This is a genomic window from Rhizobium sp. Leaf311, from assembly GCF_001423445.1.
Lineage (GTDB): Bacteria > Pseudomonadota > Alphaproteobacteria > Rhizobiales > Rhizobiaceae > Agrobacterium.
Window position 1 is genome coordinate 412448 of record NZ_LMNZ01000001.1, and the last position, 16173, is coordinate 428620.

General features: G+C 58.3%; 17 protein-coding genes. 8 read left to right on the top strand and 9 right to left on the bottom strand.

The annotated features are described in order from the left end of the window. Positions 1-14: 14 nt before the first annotated feature. Positions 15-371, bottom strand: a complete 357-nt coding sequence (locus ASF69_RS01970; protein ID WP_062585581.1) for a YbaN family protein — start codon at positions 369-371, stop codon at positions 15-17. Positions 372-562: 191 nt separating this feature from the next. Here ASF69_RS01970 and ASF69_RS01975 point away from each other — a divergent pair, with 191 nt between their 5' ends. The 5 genes from ASF69_RS01975 (at position 563) to ASF69_RS01995 (ending at position 4589) form a co-directional block, all read left to right on the top strand. Continuing rightward, positions 563-958, top strand: a complete 396-nt coding sequence (locus ASF69_RS01975) for a VOC family protein (protein ID WP_062585583.1) — start codon at positions 563-565, stop codon at positions 956-958. Between the two features lie 15 nt (positions 959-973). After that, a complete protein-coding gene (gene ung / locus ASF69_RS01980; RefSeq protein WP_062585585.1) occupies positions 974-1666 on the top strand; it encodes a uracil-DNA glycosylase in 693 nt (230 codons plus the stop codon). Positions 1667-1753: 87 nt separating this feature from the next. Next, positions 1754-2821 (top strand): DUF2218 domain-containing protein, encoded by a 1068-nt coding sequence (locus ASF69_RS01985; RefSeq protein WP_062584810.1) that lies wholly within the window; start codon positions 1754-1756, stop codon positions 2819-2821. Positions 2822-2983: 162 nt separating this feature from the next. Next, a complete protein-coding gene (locus tag ASF69_RS01990) occupies positions 2984-3916 on the top strand; it encodes a VOC family protein (RefSeq protein ID WP_062584812.1) in 933 nt (310 codons plus the stop codon). A 61-nt stretch (positions 3917-3977) separates the two neighbouring features. Continuing rightward, complete coding sequence (locus ASF69_RS01995; RefSeq protein WP_062585587.1) at positions 3978-4589, top strand: alpha/beta hydrolase; 612 nt, start codon at positions 3978-3980, stop codon at positions 4587-4589. A 124-nt stretch (positions 4590-4713) separates the two neighbouring features. Here the strand turns inward: ASF69_RS01995 and ASF69_RS02000 are convergent, their stop codons facing one another. The 3 genes from ASF69_RS02000 to ASF69_RS02010 all read right to left on the bottom strand — a co-directional run bounded on the left by ASF69_RS02000 (position 4714) and on the right by ASF69_RS02010 (position 6652). Continuing rightward, positions 4714-5298, bottom strand: a complete 585-nt coding sequence (locus tag ASF69_RS02000) for a transglycosylase SLT domain-containing protein (RefSeq protein ID WP_062585588.1) — start codon at positions 5296-5298, stop codon at positions 4714-4716. Positions 5299-5439: 141 nt separating this feature from the next. Next, positions 5440-6273, bottom strand: coding sequence for an RNA methyltransferase (locus tag ASF69_RS02005; RefSeq protein WP_062584815.1), 834 nt, complete (start codon positions 6271-6273; stop codon positions 5440-5442). Then, positions 6263-6652, bottom strand: a complete 390-nt coding sequence (locus tag ASF69_RS02010) for a hypothetical protein (RefSeq protein ID WP_062584817.1) — start codon at positions 6650-6652, stop codon at positions 6263-6265. Before ASF69_RS02010 ends, ASF69_RS02005 begins: the two co-directional genes overlap by 11 nt. A gap of 40 nt (positions 6653-6692) precedes the next feature. On the opposite strand from ASF69_RS02010, the gene ASF69_RS02015 reads away from it, so the two are divergent. Together ASF69_RS02015 and rpoH are read left to right on the top strand one after the other, a co-directional pair. Then, positions 6693-7715, top strand: a complete 1023-nt coding sequence (locus tag ASF69_RS02015; RefSeq protein ID WP_062584819.1) for an RluA family pseudouridine synthase — start codon at positions 6693-6695, stop codon at positions 7713-7715. 316 nt (positions 7716-8031) lie between these two features. Further along, on the top strand, positions 8032-8934 hold the full coding sequence (rpoH, locus tag ASF69_RS02020; protein WP_062584821.1) for an RNA polymerase sigma factor RpoH: 903 nt from the start codon (positions 8032-8034) through the stop codon (positions 8932-8934). A 66-nt stretch (positions 8935-9000) separates the two neighbouring features. Here rpoH and ASF69_RS02025 read toward each other — a convergent pair whose 3' ends face one another. Together ASF69_RS02025 and ASF69_RS02030 are read right to left on the bottom strand one after the other, a co-directional pair. Beyond that, positions 9001-11271: a hypothetical protein gene (locus ASF69_RS02025; protein WP_062584823.1), complete on the bottom strand. Its 2271-nt coding sequence runs from the start codon at positions 11269-11271 to the stop codon at positions 9001-9003. A gap of 70 nt (positions 11272-11341) precedes the next feature. Further along, positions 11342-12640: an adenylosuccinate synthase gene (locus ASF69_RS02030; RefSeq protein ID WP_062584825.1), complete on the bottom strand. Its 1299-nt coding sequence runs from the start codon at positions 12638-12640 to the stop codon at positions 11342-11344. A gap of 220 nt (positions 12641-12860) precedes the next feature. Here ASF69_RS02030 and ASF69_RS02035 point away from each other — a divergent pair, with 220 nt between their 5' ends. Continuing rightward, on the top strand, positions 12861-13748 hold the full coding sequence (locus tag ASF69_RS02035; protein ID WP_062585590.1) for a DMT family transporter: 888 nt from the start codon (positions 12861-12863) through the stop codon (positions 13746-13748). A 42-nt stretch (positions 13749-13790) separates the two neighbouring features. Here the strand turns inward: ASF69_RS02035 and ASF69_RS02040 are convergent, their stop codons facing one another. From ASF69_RS02040 to ASF69_RS02050, 3 genes are all read right to left on the bottom strand, one after another. Further along, positions 13791-14030 (bottom strand): hypothetical protein, encoded by a 240-nt coding sequence (locus ASF69_RS02040; protein WP_062584827.1) that lies wholly within the window; start codon positions 14028-14030, stop codon positions 13791-13793. A 198-nt stretch (positions 14031-14228) separates the two neighbouring features. After that, positions 14229-15335, bottom strand: a complete 1107-nt coding sequence (locus ASF69_RS02045; RefSeq protein WP_062584829.1) for a hypothetical protein — start codon at positions 15333-15335, stop codon at positions 14229-14231. A gap of 158 nt (positions 15336-15493) precedes the next feature. Beyond that, a complete protein-coding gene (locus ASF69_RS02050; RefSeq protein WP_062584832.1) occupies positions 15494-16090 on the bottom strand; it encodes an EipA family protein in 597 nt (198 codons plus the stop codon). Between the last annotated feature and the right edge of the window lie 83 nt (positions 16091-16173).

Sequence of the window (16173 nt, forward strand, 5' to 3'; positions counted from 1 at the left end):
TCTTCGCATCGGGTTTACGGATCGGGTCGTGTCACGACAAATGCCGCTGCCCCGAGCATTACGGCGGCGACGATGCCGGCTCTGAGCGGCGTTGGTTCAGTTGTAAACCAGAAAATGCCGTAACTCACTGTCATCAAAGACACTGCGGCAATTTTTGCCCTGCGCGGAATGGCCCCTTTTTCCCGCCAGTTGCGCAGGGATGGCCCAAATCTGGGATGGTTCAGAAGCCATGCTTCCAGCTTCGGCGATGATTTGGAGAAGCACCAGAGCGCAATCAGAAGAAAGGGTGTCGTTGGCAGAACGGGCAGAAATGCACCGACGACGCCGGTGGCAACCATGAGCCAGCCAAGACAGAGATACAAGATGCGCATGACTGCCGGTATCATGAGTTTCAATGTCATGATAGTGGGTATCATCCCATGGTGCAGGGTGCTGGCGTGATTGCCTGCTATGCGTCTTCGAGGGGCTTCAAGGGTTGAAACTCTCGTTGTCAGCCGTTATCTGCCTGCCCCGATGCCTGCAGCATAAGCGGGCCACCACGATGCAAGAAGAAGGAAACACCATGGCCAAGCTTATTCACTCTATGGTCCGGGTGCTGGACGAGAAGCGTTCGGTGGGTTTTTACAGTCAGGCTTTCGGTCTGCAAATCGCGGAGCGTTTCGAGTTCGAGACATTCACGCTGGTTTATCTCAGCAATGCCGAAGGTGACTTCGAGCTGGAGCTGACAATCAACAAGGGCCGCGAAGTGCCCTATGCGCTGGGCGATGGCTATGGCCATATCGCGGTCAGCGTTGACGATGTCGATGCCGAACATGCGCGTCTGGTCGCACTCGGTCTTTCCGTCGGCAAGATCGTCAACGCCGAATACAAGGGCGCGCCCTTTGCGAAATACTTCTTCATCTGCGACCCGGATGGGTACAAGATCGAAGTTCTTGAGCGCAGCAACCGCTTCAAATAAATCGGGATGATCTTCATGGCAGAGGCAGGCGTCAAACTGGAAGACAGCTGGAAACAGGCGCTTTCGGCGGATTTCGCCAGCCCCTACATGCAGAAGCTGAAGGATTTTCTGCTGGCCGAGAAAAATGCGGGCAAGCAGATTTTCCCGAAAGGCAGCGAGTATTTCCGCGCCCTGGACCTGACGCCGCTGGATGACGTCAAGGTCGTCATTCTCGGGCAGGACCCCTACCACGGCGCGGGCCAGGCGCATGGCCTGTGTTTTTCCGTGCAGCCGGGTGTTCGCATTCCGCCATCGCTCGTCAACATCTACAAGGAATTGCAGAGCGATCTCGGTATTCGCCCCGTCAGGCACGGCTTTCTCGAAAGCTGGGCGAGGCAGGGCGTGCTGTTGCTCAACAGCGTTCTGACGGTCGAGGAAGCCCGCGCGGCGTCGCATCAGGGTCAGGGCTGGGAGAAATTTACCGATAGCGTCATTCGAACCGTCAATGACCGGTGTGACCACGTCGTCTTTTTGCTCTGGGGTTCCTATGCACAGAAGAAGGCCGCCTTCGTTGATCAGGACAAACATCTGGTCCTGAAATCTCCTCACCCGTCGCCGCTATCGGCCCATAACGGATTTTTCGGAAACGGTCATTTTTCCAAGGCCAATGCCTTTCTGAGGGAGCACGGAAAAGAGCCCATTGACTGGCAGCTTCCGGACGAGGCCTGACCTGAGAAATTGTGCAAAAACGGCTTTGCACTTTCAAAAATCCTGATCTAAAAGATAACCGGACTATAAATTGAAGGATTTAGGCCGGTGACGTTTCTGTCTGCTCAGACCTCTGTTGTACTTCCCGATCCGGCGGCAATCGTCGATGCTTTTCATGAGCATTTTAACGAGCATATGACGATGACTCGGGAAGGGCAGGCGGTGCATTTCGAGGCCGATTATGGCAACGGCACGCTGAGCGCCGAAGAGGGGCGCTTTGCGGCGCGCATCAACTGCGTATCCGAAAACGTGTTGCTGTCCGTCAAGGCCATGGTTGCGGAACACATCGTCGAATTCACCGGCGATACATCTCTGGATTTTCGCTGGGAAGGGCACGGTTCCGATCTTCGCGAGCTGCCCAATCTTTTTGTTGGCCGCGTGGTGCGCTCCTATAATCTGACACCGAGAATGCGCCGTGTCGTCTTTGCTGTCGACAACGGCATTGAGCGGTTGGCGGCGGGTGGCTTGCATGTGCGCCTTTTGATCTTGCCCGATCAGACCCGCACGCCCGTCTGGCCGCATCTTTCCAAGACGGGGGCGATCGTCTGGGCCAAAGGCGAGGACGAGCAGGCGCGTCGAGTCTATACAATTCGCGCCATCAACAAGGAACGTGCCGAGGTCGATATCGACTTCGTCATGCATGAGGGTGACAACATGCCCGGCGCACATTTCGGCGCGACCGCTGCGGTGGGCGATATCGTCGGCATCGTCGGGCCCGGCGGTGAGAGGCCAGAGGCGGATTACTATGTTTTTGCAGGCGATGAAACGGCTCTGCCTGTGATGTTGCGCATGGTTGCGGAAATGCCAGCGGGCAAGACTGTCACGGTCTATGCCGAGGTAGACAATGAAGGTGAGCAGCAGGATGTGCGCTCCAACGCCGACTTAAGCTGGAACTGGCTCTACCGCAGAGGGCAGCCAGCCGGAACCGCAGGCCTGCTGCAACAGGCCCTGCGTCAGCATTCCTGGGAAAAGCAGGATGGGCTGCATGTGTTCGTTGGCTGCGAAAAGGACGAGGCTCGCGCCATCAAGAAGGTTCTGGCCGATGAGGCCGGGTTGGATAAAAAGGCTTTCGTCGCTGCTGGCTATTGGGTCAGAGGGGCCAATGACGATCACTGAGGCGGCTTGTCCTTTCTGAACAATCGCCTTCATTGTTTCCAAATTGAGAACGATGCGTTCTGAGCGTCCCGTCTATCCGAACGACCTAATCTGCACCATCTTCACCCCATGAACGAAGGGCATCGCTTCCCGCGATCCCAGACAAGCTTTAGGGGTTTTCAGATGCTGAACCAGATCAAGGGCCTTCACCACGTCACATCCATGGCGGCAAGTGCACGCGGCAACAACGAGTTCTTTACCGACACGCTCGGTCTGCGCCGTGTGAAGAAAACCGTCAATTTCGACGCGCCTGATGTCTACCACCTTTACTACGGCGATGAGGTTGGCACGCCAGGCTCCGTCATGACCTACTTCCCGTTTCCGCATATTGCGCGTGGTCGCCCAGGCACCGGCGAGGTCGGAACGACATTGTTCTCCGTGCCGGAAGGCTCGCTTGGCTATTGGCAGGACCGGTTGGCCAAGGCGAATGTCGATGGTCTGAAAACCGATGAGGCCTTTGGTAACAAGCGTCTTCACTTTGCCGGACCCGATGGCGATGGTTTTGCCATGGTTGAGGTAAAGGACGATGCGCGCGCCCAGTGGACGGCCAATGGTGTTGGGGAAGATCAGGCAATCCGAGGTTTCCAGGGTGCGTCGCTTCGGCTGCAGGACGAAGGCGCAACAGCTGAACTGTTGAAGTTCATGGGCTATGAGGAGGTTGACCGGCGCGATGGCGTCTTGCGGCTTGGAATGCCCGGCGGCAATGGTGCCGATGTCATCGATATAGAAACCATGCCCAATATTTCCGGTGCGCGCCTTGGCGCGGGCTCTGTCCACCACCTGGCATTTGCCGTCGATAACCGACAGACACAGTTGGAAGTTCGCAAGGCGCTGATGGATACGGGTTATCAGGTCACGCCGGTCATCGACCGCGATTACTTCTGGGCGATCTATTTCCGCACGCCCGGTGGTGTGCTGTTTGAGATTGCCACCAACGAACCCGGCTTCGACCGGGACGAGGATACCGCGCATCTGGGCGAAGCGTTGAAACTGCCAACACAGCATGCCCATCTGCGTGCGACGCTGGAACAGCATCTGGAACCGCTCGAAGACTGAATTCAGGGCAATGGCAGACGACCGGCCGGCGCGAATGCCGGCGGCCGTTGAGGAGACAGGCATGAAAAGAAATCTTTATCACCACAAGCTGCGCGCCGGTTCTGCGGGCAAACCCGTCTTTTTCGTCTTCCACGGCACTGGCGGCGACGAAAACCAGTTTTTCGAATTTGGCGCACAGCTATTGCCCGACGCAACCGTGGTCTCGCCGCTTGGCGATGTTGCGGAGCACGGTGCGGCGCGTTTCTTCCGCAGAACGGCGGAGGGCGTTTACGATATGGCCGACCTTGATCGCGCCACCCAGAAAATGGCGACCTTCATTGCTGCCCACCGCGATGCGCATGAAGCAGGTGCGGTTATCGGTCTGGGTTTTTCCAATGGAGCCAATATTCTGGCGAATGTCCTGATCGAGTTCCCCGATCTGGTCGATACCGCCGTGCTGATGCATCCGCTGATCCGGTTCGAGCCTAAGCCCGCACCAGCGCCTGACACCCGACGCGTGTTGATAACGGCAGGTGAACGTGATCCGATTTGTCCGGTACCGCTAACCAATGGGCTGGCGAATTATCTGAAGGCTCAGGGCGGCACTGTGGAGATGGAATGGCATTCTGGCGGCCATGAAATCCGCAGCAACGAGATCGAAGCTGCCAAGGCCTTTCTGGTGCCTCACCTATAAGCCGGTCGCGATCCTCGGCCTTAAGCCGAGGATTTTCTCATGTTGCAAAAATGGATCGGTGGCAGATGCTCGGGTCAGGCCCGAGCATGGCGGTAAGTCGACGCGCGACCTTGCGTGGCCACGCTTACCGGTAGCCGCAATCCTGCAGCTGCTTTTCATAGCGGATGGCCATGTTGGCAGAGCGGCGGGCTGCCTTCTGGATGGCGATGTTGTTGCGCCAGACGCCCTTGGAATATCCAGCGTGGCCGGAATAATAGGCGAGGTAGAGGTTATAGGGATCATTCAGCGCAATGCCATTCTGGCGGTTGCTCTTGGCATGATACCAGCCGACGAAGTGGATTGCATCGGTGAAATCGGTGCGGCTGGCGCTCCACCGCCCGGTTTCGCTCTGATAGACCGCCCAGGTGCCATCGAGAGCCTGCGCATAGCCATAGGCCGATGACTTGCGTCCCCACGGAATGAAGCCGAAGATTTTGTTGCGGGGTGGGCGCGCATAGGGCTGGAAGCTGGACTCGGTGTAGATGGTTGCCATCATGACCGGCACCGGCACCCCGAACTCGCGTTCTGCAGCCTGTGCATCTTTTTTCCAGTTGTTGAATATGCCGTTCCGCTGTTCGAAGATCGCACAGGCATTGGTGATCTGCGACGGAGGCGTCGCGCACCCTGCCAGGGCAGTCAAAAGAAGAACGACGACAAATACGCCACGCATCGCGAAACCTCTCGTTCCGCGCATTACTAAAGTGTAAATCTTAACGGTCGGTTTTGAGACAAGGTTAATGCAAATGCCGCGCATTAACCTCTTGTTAGAATATTCATTCCACCGCCGTGGCACACTTTTGCTGGAGTTGCTTCAAAGCCGTTCCATGGCAGCGGCCATCTGGTAGAGCGCCAATCCGGCCGCTGTCCCGGCATTCAGGCTGTCCAGTTGCGGAGATTGGGAAATGCGGGCGGTATGGAAGCGCGACAACACAGCCTCCGGCAGGCCATCCCCCTCCGTGCCGATGACAAGCGCCATCCTGTGTGACGCCGGGATCTGGCGGATTTCCGTGGTGCCTGCGGGCGAGAGGCTCCAGATGTCGAAGCCCTCGGCGGCCAATGTTTCCAGCATCTCTATCGCGCCGCCGCCGCGGTGATAGGGCACCGACAGGACAGAGCCCACCGATACGCGCAGGGATTTACGATAGAGCGGATCGCAGCAGGTGGCATCAAGGAACACGGCATCGGCATAAAATGCTGCGGCATTGCGGAACATGGCACCCAGATTATCGTGATTGGAAATGCCGCAGCCCGCGAGCACCAGCGAAGAGGCTGGCAGCTGGCGGATGGTGTCCAGCATGCCTGACGAGGTCTTGCGTTTCCCGAGTGCCAGAATGCCCCGGTGGAGGTGGAAGCCGACAATGGCGTCCAGCACGGATGCCTTGGCGACATAGACGGGTACCTCGGCGGGAAACTGCGCCAGAATATCCTCGACCCCGGCCAGCCGGTTTTCAAGGATGAGAATGCTTTCCGCTTCAAACGCATCGCCCTTGACGTGCGCCGCCGCCAACATGCGAAGGACGACCGTTCCTTCAACGATGAACCGGCCCTGTCGGCCAGTCAGGTCTCGTTCCTTGACATCACGAAAGGCGGCGATGCGTGGATCGTCGGCCTCGCTTATGATGGCAGGGACACGATCAACGCGCATCGATGGTGATGTCGGCCACGAAACGGCCTGCCTGCACGTTGAAGACCAGCGCCTTGCGCGTTCCATTTGCCAGCCGTCCGTAAAACAGCATGTCGCCACCGGCAAAGGACACGTTTTCGATGGTAAAGCCCTGTGGCAGGCTGGCGGTTGCGGCCACCGGCGCATCTGCGGGCACGACTGCGCCGCCGCTGGAGCTTGCCGCTGGCGCTGTCCGTGACGGGCCCATCGCCTTGTAGACAACGGCTCCGAAGACAGCCATAAGGCTGATAAACATTACGGACCCCGACACGATCTGCAAACGGATCATCTTGCGGCGAACTTTTTCCATGGCCGGATCTAACGGCTTGTCTTCCTGTTCGTCTTGCTCGATCTGCGTCATCGGGATCCTTGGGCATTGCTGGATTGATCGGAAAATAAGAATGAACGACCCCTTTAAACAAGGCGGAGACGCAAGGAAAGAGCTGATTGCGGGTGACGACGCCGAAGGGCGCCTGGATGCGTGGCTGGCCGGCGAGGTTGGGGGCGATCTGTCCCGCAGCCGCATCAAGGCGCTGATCGAGCAGGGTGTCGTCCTTTTAAACGGGAAAGTCACAACCGAGCCGAAAAAGAAGGTCCACCCCGGTGACCGCATCGAGATTTCCATGCCGGAGCCGGAAGACCCCGAGCCCAAGGGCGAGGATATTCCGCTTGAGGTGGAATATGAGGATGAGGATCTGATCGTCCTCATCAAACCGGCGGGTCTTGTCGTGCATCCCGGCGCTGGCAACTGGACCGGAACCCTCGTCAACGCGCTGATCCACCATTGCGGCGACAGCCTGTCGGGCATCGGCGGTGTAAAACGTCCGGGCATCGTGCACCGGCTGGACAAGGAAACCAGCGGCGTCATGGTCGTTGCGAAAAACGACAATGCGCATCGGCATCTGGCCGCGCAATTTGCCGACCACGGACGCACCGGACCTCTGGAGCGTGCCTATAAGGCAATTGTCTGGGGTCGTCCGAAGACACTGCGCGGCACCATCGACGCGCCTTTGGGGCGTGGTGCAGACCGCACCAAGCGCGCCGTGAAGCACGAGGATTCCAATGACGCCCGAGAGGCGATCACCCATTACGACGTTATCGAGCGATATCACGAAAAGCCGGATGCGACTTGTCTTGCCTCGCTGGTGGAATGCAGGCTCGAAACCGGGCGCACCCACCAGATCCGCGTGCATATGGCCCATATTGGTCATCCCCTGATCGGCGATCCCGAATATGGCGCGGCTTTCCGCACCAAGGCCAATCTGCTGCCCGATCACGCCAGAGATGTGGTCAATCTTTTTCCACGCCAGGCTCTCCACGCCTATCTGCTGGCATTCGAACATCCGCGTACCGGTGAGGTCATGGAGTTCGAAACGGATATGCCAGATGATATGGAGGCTTTGGCGTCAGCCCTTCGGGCCTGAAGCCGAAGCCGGTTGAGAGGCGAGATTCGCGCTCAACGGCCCCAAAGCAATCTTTTCAACCGTGATATCACGCGGCTTCACGCTCCTTTGAGCGGCGGGAGAATGTGTGAATTTTTCGGAACGAATTAATCGCTGAGCTGTTGGTAGAGCACATAGCCATTGGTTCCAGACGCGCGACTGCAAGTCGTGCGCTTGAAACAAGTGTGCGCAATACATATTTGTTACGTGGGTTCGTGCGGGGTCGAGAAAAACCGACCCGCAACGTTGGTTTGCCTGAAAGGGGAACCGACCTAAAACAAAGATAAGGGGGTGCTTTATGGCCCGCAATAGTTTGCCATCCATTACTGCCGGTGAAGCCGGTCTCAATCGTTATCTCGATGAAATTCGCAAGTTTCCGATGCTGGAGCCGCAGGAAGAATACATGCTTGGCAAACGCTATGCCGAGCATGGCGACCGCGATGCCGCCCATCGGCTCGTCACCAGCCATCTTCGTCTCGTTGCAAAGATCGCCATGGGCTACCGCGGCTATGGCTTGCCCATCGGCGAAGTCGTGTCAGAGGGCAATGTCGGCCTGATGCAGGCGGTCAAAAAGTTCGACCCGGAGCGTGGCTTCCGTCTTGCGACCTATGCGATGTGGTGGATCAAGGCATCCATCCAGGAGTATATCCTGCGTTCCTGGTCGCTGGTGAAAATGGGTACTACCGCCAACCAGAAGCGGTTGTTCTTCAACCTGCGCCGCCTCAAGGGCAAGATCCAGGCCATAGACGAGGGCGATCTCAAGCCAGAGCATGTCACCGAAATCGCCACCAAGCTTCAGGTGTCCGAAGAGGAAGTCATTTCCATGAACCGTCGCCTTCACGGCGATGCTTCACTGAATGCTCCAATCCGCGCGGCAGAAGGTGAAGCCGGTCAGTGGCAGGATTGGCTCGTGGATGACCACGAGAGCCAGGAAGCCGTGCTGATCGAGCAGGACGAACTGGAAACACGCCGCCGGATGCTGGCAAAGGCTATGGGCGTTCTAAACGACCGTGAGCGCCGCATCTTCGAGGCGCGTCGCCTGTCGGAAGACCCTGTTACGCTGGAAGATCTGTCGACCGAATTTGACATCAGCCGCGAGCGCGTACGCCAAATCGAGGTTCGTGCTTTCGAGAAGGTTCAGGAAGCGGTGCAGAAGGAAGCACTCGAGGCTGCGAAAGCCCTGCGCGTCGTAGACGCGTAACCTCCACGCTTCACGTCATTAAAAAAGGCCCCGTTTGGGGCCTTTTTCTTTATTGATAATCTGCTCTTACTGGCCGGTTGCGGGGACCGCTGCGCTCCACTCGCGCAGCGCGCTGTCAAATGCCGCCTTGCCATCGGCACCCTTTTGCAGGGTCAGCAATGCCCGGCGACCATTGCGATATGAAACCGGAATGTCGATCCAGTCACGCGTGCGCATCAGTTCCAGATTTGTCTTGAGCGCATCCGGGAAATCATTCAGCGCGATCATATGAAAATCGTCAGTGATCTTTGCTGGCACGGCAATCAGGGCGTTACCGCGATCCTGCTCGGTGCTCTTCATGGCTATGCGCTGAACACTGTCGATCGCGCCGCCCTCAAAGCCGGTCCCGACGGAAAACACGATTTCCACGAGATGGCTGGCTGGAAGCGACGGGTCCGTGTTGCGCTTGAAGGTGATGAGCGCGCTAAGGCCACGTCCGGGGATTGTAATCTGGCCCTGTACGGTCGGCGACGGCTTGTCATTGGCGTCCTGCTCGTTCTGCAGCGACCAGGATACCGTTCCTTCGATAGCGGTCGGCACCGTCTGACCAAGAACTTCCTCATAAAGGAACATGCGATGGCCGGAAGCAGCGGCAGCTGGTTGTTGGGCAGGTGCACCGGTGGCCGCCGTCGAGGTTGCTGCGGGAGGGGTCTGTCCCGTCGCAGGAGGGGCCGCTTCGGTCTGCTGATAGACGGATTGTCCTTCGGCGGTAACGGGTTGTCCGTTTACGCCGGGACCAGCACCCTCATCCTTTTCACTGCCATCGGCCATAAGCCGCTGGGTGAACTTCGTGCCGGTAACGGAGCCATCATCAACCGCCGCAGGTGTCGGGGTGGCAGGCGTCTGGCTACCATTGCCGGATTGTGCAGGCGTGGTCGTCGTTGCAGGCGTCGCAGGCTGGTTGGATGCGGTTTCCGTCGGCTGCGTAGACGTCGAGCCGGTCTGTGCAGACTGGACGAGGCCACCTACCATATCGTTCAGCGCATCTCGGTTGATCCAAAGCGCATAAGCGCCGCCAGCCAGAATGGCTACGCCGCAGAGAGAAAGCGCGATCGCTGCGAAGTTGCGGCGAGGCTTCTTCTTCGTCCGGTATGCGGAGGCCGGAATGCCGTCTGCGGCAAGACCCGATTCGAAATCGCCCCGGTCGGCACTGCCGGAACCATTGCCGGACTTGCCGTCATATCCGATCAGCTCTTCAAGATCGTCCCATGGCGTGCGTTCCGCATCATCCTTCTTGCCCGCTTGCGGGGCAAATGGATCGTCATCGGCACGCGGCAAGGTCGGGCTGGTCTTTGGCGGCAGATCGAGCGCCGTGTCCTGGAAGTAGGTAGAGTAATCCTCCACGATCGCTGCCGACTGTTTTTTCGGCTCGGCGTCGGCGCGGCGGTAATCGTCGTCGGAGAATGTCGGCGCCTCACCAAAATGCACCGCGTCATTGCGCTGCTCGGCAGGTTCCGGCTCAGGATTTACATCCTGATAATATGGCGATGGCTCGGCGTAGCTTGCTGTGTATGGCTGCGCAGGATTGTCGTGGAAGACGTCGCTCTCATCCGTTCGCGCTTCGGGCTGCTGCGGCTCCTCGTCTACGCTCCTGTAGGCCTGTTCTTCCGGCTGGTGAGCCCAGTCTGCTGACTGGACGGTATCCTGCCCAGCCCAGTTTGCATGGGCGTGATCTTCCTCATCGACCGTATCCGCATGAGGCGCAGCAACGGTTTCTTCCGGCTCGTGGGCGTAGTGTGGTTCTTCCTGCTCATGGGTGAAATAGGAAGAGGTCTCTTCCTGCTGCGGCTGCCGGTGAGCCGGCTCGTCATCCACATAGGCGTCTTCGGCGCGATACGCCTCGGCATGAGGTGTTTGCGTTTCTTCAGCGGGCTGCTCGTAGGCCGCATAGTCCTGCTGATGATCCTCCGCTACCGGTGCCTCAGGCTCCTGGTAGTAGCGAGGATTTTCTTCTTCCTCATGGCGCTGCTCGGCAGCAACCTCGTCCTCGTAATAGGGAGAGGAGACATCTGGTGAAGCGGGTGCTGCGACAGGTGCCGCCGCCTCCACATAAGCGTCATCCTCGTCCTCATCGGCCGCGGGAAGCGCCTCGGAATATTCGCCCTCCACCTCGGCAATCGCCGTGTCGAGCTTGAGGATCTGGCGCTTCAACAACTCTTCTGGCGGGCGCGGCTTCATGTTCTCGAGCTGGCGCACGACTGCGCTACGCGCCTTGTCGTACACCTTTGCCCGGTTTTCGGGAGTATTGTTCGCCAAGCCATCCACGGCCTTGCGAATGACTGCTACAAAATCCGCCATAAGCACTTTCTCGTCGAGGCCAGCGACGTACTGGCCCGATATGGTTTATGAATCTCGATCGCCGAGGACTTTAATCCTCAAATGGATCAGTCACAAGTATTGTGTCGTCCCGCTCAGGGCTTGTGGAGAGCAGTGCGACGGGTGCACCGATCAATTCCTCGACCTGACGGACGTATTTGATAGCCTGAGCAGGCAAATCCGCCCATTTGCGGGCGCCGACGGTGGATTCTTTCCAGCCCTCGAGCGTGATGTAGATTGGCTCTACCCGCGCTTGCGCACCCTGGCTAGCCGGAAGATGCTCGATTTCCTGACCGTCCAGCTTGTAGCCGACGCAGATTTTCAGTTCCTCGAGGCCATCGAGAACGTCGAGCTTCGTCAGCGCAATGCCGGTGATGCCGTTGGTCGCAACCGATTGACGGACAAGTGCGGCGTCGAACCAGCCGCAGCGGCGCTTGCGTCCTGTCACGGTGCCGAATTCGTGACCCTTTTCGCCGAGGAACTGTCCGATCTCATCATGCAGCTCGGTCGGGAAGGGGCCTTCGCCAACGCGGGTCGTGTAAGCCTTGGTGATGCCGAGGATGTAACCGAGCGAGCCCGGCCCCATGCCGGAGCCAGCCGCAGCCTGTCCAGCCACCGTGTTGGAAGAGGTGACATAGGGATAGGTGCCGTGGTCGATGTCGAGCAGCGAACCCTGCGCGCCTTCAAACAGGATGCGTTCGCCAGCGCGACGCTTCTTGTCGAGCAGCAGCCAGACCGTTTCGCTGAAAGGCAGAATGCGCTCGGCAACGGACGTCAATTCTTCCATGATCGTCTCATGGCTGACTTCCGCTGCGCCAAAACCGCGACGTAGCGCGTTGTGATGCGTCAGAATGCGATCGACCTTGGCCGACAGCGCTTCCCTGTCTTCCAGATCCATGACGCGAATGGCGCGACGACCGACCTTGTCTTCATAGGCAGGGCCGATGCCGCGACGCGTCGTGCCGATCTTGGTGCCGCTGTTGGAGGCTGCGTCTTCACGCATCCCGTCCAGTTCGCGGTGCAGCGACAGGATGAGCGTCGCATTGTCGGCGATGCGAAGGTTTTCAGGAGTAACCTTCACGCCCTGCGCTTCCAGACGGCCGATTTCGGCGATCAGCGCATGGGGATCGACAACGACGCCGTTGCCGATGACGGCAAGCTTGCCGGGGCGTACGACACCGGAGGGCAGAAGCGACAGCTTGTAGCTGACGCCGTCAATGACAAGTGTATGACCTGCATTGTGGCCACCCTGATAGCGCACCACAACGTCTGCGCGCTCCGATAGCCAGTCAACGATCTTACCCTTGCCTTCATCGCCCCATTGCGAGCCGACCACCACGACATTCGTCATTTCTTGCTTTCCTGCTCCTGGCGCCAAGACGCCCCTAACTCAAACCCGCGAATGTATACTGCGTTGTTTTGCGGAAAGCGACCCTGTTTGTCGTGCAAAACCTTGCTTTTTACGGAAGAATTCCTGTCCCGCTCCGTTCAGTTGGCCTTAACTGCGCTTGCGGAAGACGAATCGGCGGTGCAGAACATCGGCAGTTCTTCATTTGAAAGTCGAATTGTCCGTGTCGTCAAAAGCCTATCTTGTCCTCGTTATCGCCACGCTGTGCTGGGGCGGAAACGCCGTCGCCGGGAAGATGGCTGTCGGCCATGTCAGCCCCATGGTGTTGACATTTCTGCGCTGGACGCTCGCGGTCGCGGCCATAACGGCGATCTCCGTACCACAACTGATACGCGACTGGCCGCTGGTGCGAAACCGGTTGCCCTATTTCTTTGCCTTGGGCGCCGTCGGTTATACGTGCTTTAACGCCGCGCTTTATACGGCCCTGAAATATACGTCCGCCATCAATGTCGCGGTCATCCAGGCCGGCATCCCCATGGTGATATTCGCCTTTAATTTCATCCTGTTTAGAACGCGCATCCTTGCCGGGCAGATCGTCGGCTTTTTTCTGACCATGGCCGGGGTCGGTCTTCTGGCATCGCATGGAGACCTGCTGTCCCTGCTGAAACTGGAGATGAATGTCGGCGATGCCATCATGCTGCTCGCCGTTCTCTCCTATGCGATCTACACCGTCATGCTGCGCTGGAAGCCGCCGATCAACTGGCGCAGCCTGATGGCTATCCCTGCGATGGCTGCGATGTTGTCTTCCGTGCCGCTGATGTGGTGGGAGGTTGCGCAGGAAACGGCGGTGTGGCCCGATCTCAAGGGTTGGGTCATTGCCGCCTATACGGCGCTATTTGCCTCTCTGATCGCGCAGATATTCTTCATTCTGGGCGTTGAGCGTATTGGTCCCAACCGGGCCGGGCTCTTCATCAACCTCATTCCCGTGTTTGGCACATTTCTGTCGGTGCTCATCCTCGGCGAAACCTTGCACCCCTATCAGGTTATCGCGCTTCTCCTGACGCTGGGCGGGATCGCCGTGGCGGAAAGGAAAAAACCGCCGGTTCCCTGAAGGAAACGGCGGCAAGTTTGTCATGAATCTTGGAGGAGGCTGTCAGTCTGCTGTGTGGGACTGCACGAAATCGTCGAAATAGGCGTTGAGCGCAGAGGCCACCTGGTCGCGGGTAACGTCAATCCGGTCGGCGCTCGTCAGGGGGACTACCGTCAAAACAGCTTTGCGTTCGATCGCTTGAAATCCGCGTGCAAACCCGCCGGGGCCGGCAGCATCGGCATAGGGTGCATAGGAAGCGATCACAGCGCCGCAAAGCGTGGCAGCAAAAAGTTTCTTGAGCATCGTCTTACCCCGTTTCTTGCGTCGGCCAGCTTGCCCGCCGGTCTCTTTCGCGTTTCGTGTGTACCGGTGCTATCGGCTCCAGTGATCACGACATTAGGGGACAGGCTTTTCAGGGCCTTTAAGTTGAAAGCTACAATTTTATTCATCGCTTATTTTAGGCGATAAACTGCGTCATTTTGGGAAAATCGACGGAAAATCCTAGTTGCGGCGCTGTGACATGGCCTCTGTTGCGCGGCTTGCCAGGTTTTTTCGAGCACCTTCACCCGAGGCTTTGGCCAGAAGATCGGGGATGGGAGAGTTTGCGCCTTCCTGGGCGGCGGTCAGGGCAATCATGCGCGCGGCAATCTGTGCAATTTCGTTGCGGATCGCCTCGTCATTGCCGCTGCCCCTGCTGTTGAGCAGCCGCTCCGTCAGCGCCGTTCCCGGGTTGCGAATATCTTCGATTTCGCGGGTCATATGCTCCGCGCTCTGGGAAGCGGTGCCCAATTGTATGATTGGGGTCGTTACGGCCGCAGGTGTCGTGGTGGGACCCGAAGAATTGCCTGCAAGCCGCTCTTTGAGGCGCGCCACTTCACTGGTGCGACGTTCCAGCAACATGTCATTATCGGCATTGCGGGCCGCTTCCTGGGCAAGTTGCTCCTCGAGGCGGGCAATCTTGCGGCTTTCACGATTGAGGAGGTTGGCCGATTCGCGGTTCCTGGCGTGGGCCTCTTCCAGCTCGCGGGTCAACGCTTCGCGTTCCTTGCGCCATGTCGCGGTCTTGTGCTTGGCCTGCTCCACCTCGATGTCTCGTGCCGAGAGCGAGATTTTGAGGTCGTCCAGTTCGCGCGAAATGCTGCTCAGGCGTCTGGCGAGATCAGAAATTTCCTGTGTGCGGGCGATGGCGGTTTCTTCCGCGTCGTTCAGCGTTGCCTTCAGACGGGCAGCGGCGTCCTCGTGCCGACGGGCCTTGGCCCTGAGCTCGCTTGCCTCCAGCGTCATCTCTTCGAGCTGCTGTTTGAGTTCACGGGTCTCGGTCAGAAGCCTGCCAGCATCGTTGACCGCAGAGTCGTTGCGGAATTTGAGCGAGAGGGCCTTCTCGCGCTCTGATTCAAGTTCCTGGCGTGTGCGGGCGTTTTCGGCGGCATAGAGTGCGCGGGCCATATCTTTCTGCGCCCGCACTTCCTGCGGGCTGATTGGCATCGTCGCGCGGATTCGCTTTTCGGTATAGACGACAATCCGCCGATGAATGGCGGGAGCCATGAGCGAGACCAGCAGGATGGCGGAGAGAAAACCCAGGCCGAAAAGAATGGCATACTCGATCACGCAGGCTGTCTCCACTCAAGATAACGCAACTCGAAACTGCACCGACGTCCAGACAATTGCGGGCCTTTTTTTGCTGGCAGACATCATGTCATGCCAATCTTGCGCCAGGCATTAGATTGCCCAGGCGCTATTTTATGCGGATTTCACGCGATTGCGAATCAGAAGGGATTCCAGGTTGGCTGCGGGGTCAGCTTGAGATAGCCGACATTGATGCCGAGCCGTGCGCCGATTCCGGTTCTGATCGGGGCGATCGTGATGTCGCTGTTCTTCAACACCGTCATGCCAACGCCCGCCACGATGAAAGCAGAGCCGCTGACGCCGCCGTAGCGCCGATAGAGCGCGTTCACGGCTGGAAGATTGTAGACCAGCATCATGGCGCGGGTGCCCTGTCCACCATAGTCCAGACCCAGCGACGGACCCTGCCAGAAGACGGGGTGCTGACCAGCGTTCTTGGTGTAGAGCTGGCCCTCGCCATAGGTCAGGCCTGCCACGAAAGCGCCCGAACCTTCCTGGCCGAGGATATAACCGTTGGGCAAACCATATTGCTGGAAAGCACGTTCCACCACCTTTGCCAGACCTCCGGTGGTTTCACCGAAGAAACCGTGGCCAGCGTCGATAATTTCCTGAAAGGAATATTGATCGCTGCTCTGGGCCGAGGCATTGGCCGCAGACACGCAAAGGCTCGCGAGTACCACGAAGATCTTTACCAGTCCGAGGCGTGCAATGGTGCGGAGTTCGTTAAGTCGCATCGTCAATTCCGTCCGTCTGTTCTGTTCGTTTTGCCCTGTTAAGACATTTGGTATTTTGAAACCATGATATTAACAATCGGTTTACCAAA

Excerpts from the sequence above, each read along its gene's own strand:
- ASF69_RS01970 (WP_062585581.1), bottom strand. The coding sequence starts at position 371 with ATGCGCATCTTGTATCTCTGTCTTGGCTGGCTCATGGTTGCCACCGGC.
- ASF69_RS01975 (WP_062585583.1), top strand. The coding sequence starts at position 563 with ATGGCCAAGCTTATTCACTCTATGGTCCGGGTGCTGGACGAGAAGCGT.
- ung (WP_062585585.1), top strand. The coding sequence starts at position 974 with ATGGCAGAGGCAGGCGTCAAACTGGAAGACAGCTGGAAACAGGCGCTT.
- ASF69_RS01990 (WP_062584812.1), top strand. The coding sequence starts at position 2,984 with ATGCTGAACCAGATCAAGGGCCTTCACCACGTCACATCCATGGCGGCA.
- ASF69_RS01995 (WP_062585587.1), top strand. The coding sequence starts at position 3,978 with ATGAAAAGAAATCTTTATCACCACAAGCTGCGCGCCGGTTCTGCGGGC.
- ASF69_RS02000 (WP_062585588.1), bottom strand. The coding sequence starts at position 5,298 with ATGCGTGGCGTATTTGTCGTCGTTCTTCTTTTGACTGCCCTGGCAGGG.
- ASF69_RS02005 (WP_062584815.1), bottom strand. The coding sequence starts at position 6,273 with ATGCGCGTTGATCGTGTCCCTGCCATCATAAGCGAGGCCGACGATCCA.
- ASF69_RS02010 (WP_062584817.1), bottom strand. The coding sequence starts at position 6,652 with ATGACGCAGATCGAGCAAGACGAACAGGAAGACAAGCCGTTAGATCCG.
- ASF69_RS02015 (WP_062584819.1), top strand. The coding sequence starts at position 6,693 with ATGAACGACCCCTTTAAACAAGGCGGAGACGCAAGGAAAGAGCTGATT.
- rpoH (WP_062584821.1), top strand. The coding sequence starts at position 8,032 with ATGGCCCGCAATAGTTTGCCATCCATTACTGCCGGTGAAGCCGGTCTC.
- ASF69_RS02025 (WP_062584823.1), bottom strand. The coding sequence starts at position 11,271 with ATGGCGGATTTTGTAGCAGTCATTCGCAAGGCCGTGGATGGCTTGGCG.
- ASF69_RS02030 (WP_062584825.1), bottom strand. The coding sequence starts at position 12,640 with ATGACGAATGTCGTGGTGGTCGGCTCGCAATGGGGCGATGAAGGCAAG.
- ASF69_RS02040 (WP_062584827.1), bottom strand. The coding sequence starts at position 14,030 with ATGCTCAAGAAACTTTTTGCTGCCACGCTTTGCGGCGCTGTGATCGCT.